Annotated in this window: 2 protein-coding genes; both read right to left on the bottom strand. The window is 64.6% G+C overall.

Features of this window, described 5'->3' with window-relative positions; genetic code table 11:
• Positions 1–379, bottom strand: a 379-nt coding sequence (locus tag ACFOMF_RS04980; RefSeq protein WP_386361831.1) for an MmgE/PrpD family protein, incomplete at its 3' end; no start/stop codon positions are given.
• A 61-nt stretch (positions 380–440) separates the two neighbouring features.
• A partial coding sequence (locus tag ACFOMF_RS04975; RefSeq protein WP_386361829.1) for an acyl-CoA dehydrogenase family protein occupies positions 441–964 on the bottom strand: 524 nt, incomplete at its 5' end.

The following is a 964-nucleotide window of genomic DNA, read 5'->3' as shown; positions in this document are numbered from 1 at the left end:
CGATCAGTTCGCGTCCGCTCTTGCCCAGGTCCTGCGCCGCCGCCAGGACGGCAGGAAAGACGACAGTGGCCGGGTGGAGCACTGAACTGTTGTGCAGGTCATCTTGTTCCACCAGGTGCGAACTGGCGCCATTCACCAGGGCGGCGAAATAGGCCGAGCTGCGCGCTCCGCTCACCAGAATGTTCGCGCGCCCCTCGGTCGGCCCCATCAGCTTTGCGTAGTTTTCGAATAGCGGGATGGGATGGGCGTTCTGGCTGGCCAGCGCCGAACCCAGCCAGTCGAGGAACAGGTCTTCGGTGCGCGCGACCACCGGGTCGGGCAGTTGCGCGTAGTCCAGGTCGGCGAGAAACGCGACCAGTTGCTCGGTATGGGTGCTCATGGATGGCCCTTTTTGTTCTTCAATGGGAGAGCGGTTTGGTACAGATGAACCCGGTGCGTGCTCAGAACGAGCGCGGCAGCTCCAACAGGTGCTCGGCCACGTAGGACAGGATCAGGTTGGTGGAGATCGGCGCCACCTGGTACAACCGGGTTTCGCGGAACTTGCGCTCGACGTCGTATTCGTTGGCGAAGCCGAAGCCGCCATGGGTCTGCAGGCAGGCGTTGGCCGCTTCCCAGGAGGCCTTGGCCGCCAGGTACTTGGCCATGTTCGCTGCCGCACCGGCGTTGAGCCCGGCGTCGTATTCCTGGCAGGCGCGCCAGCGCATCAGGTCGGCCGCCTCGATCTCGATGTGCGCCTCGGCGATGGGGAACTGCACGCCCTGGTTCTGGCCGATCGGCCGGCCGAACACCACCCGGTCGCGTGCATAGGCGCTGGCCTTCTCGACGAACCAGCGTCCGTCGCCGATGCACTCGGCGGCGATCAGCGTGCGCTCGGCGTTGAGCCCGTGGAGGATGTACTTGAAACCCTGGCCTTCCTCGCCGATCAGGCTGTCGGCGGGAATTTCCAGATTGTCGAAGAACAGCT

Source organism: Stutzerimonas tarimensis (genome assembly GCF_042648805.1).
Taxonomy (GTDB): Bacteria; Pseudomonadota; Gammaproteobacteria; order Pseudomonadales; family Pseudomonadaceae; genus Azomonas; species Azomonas tarimensis.
Note: the sequence above shows the minus strand (reverse complement) of the source record. Positions and strands in the feature narration are given on the sequence as shown.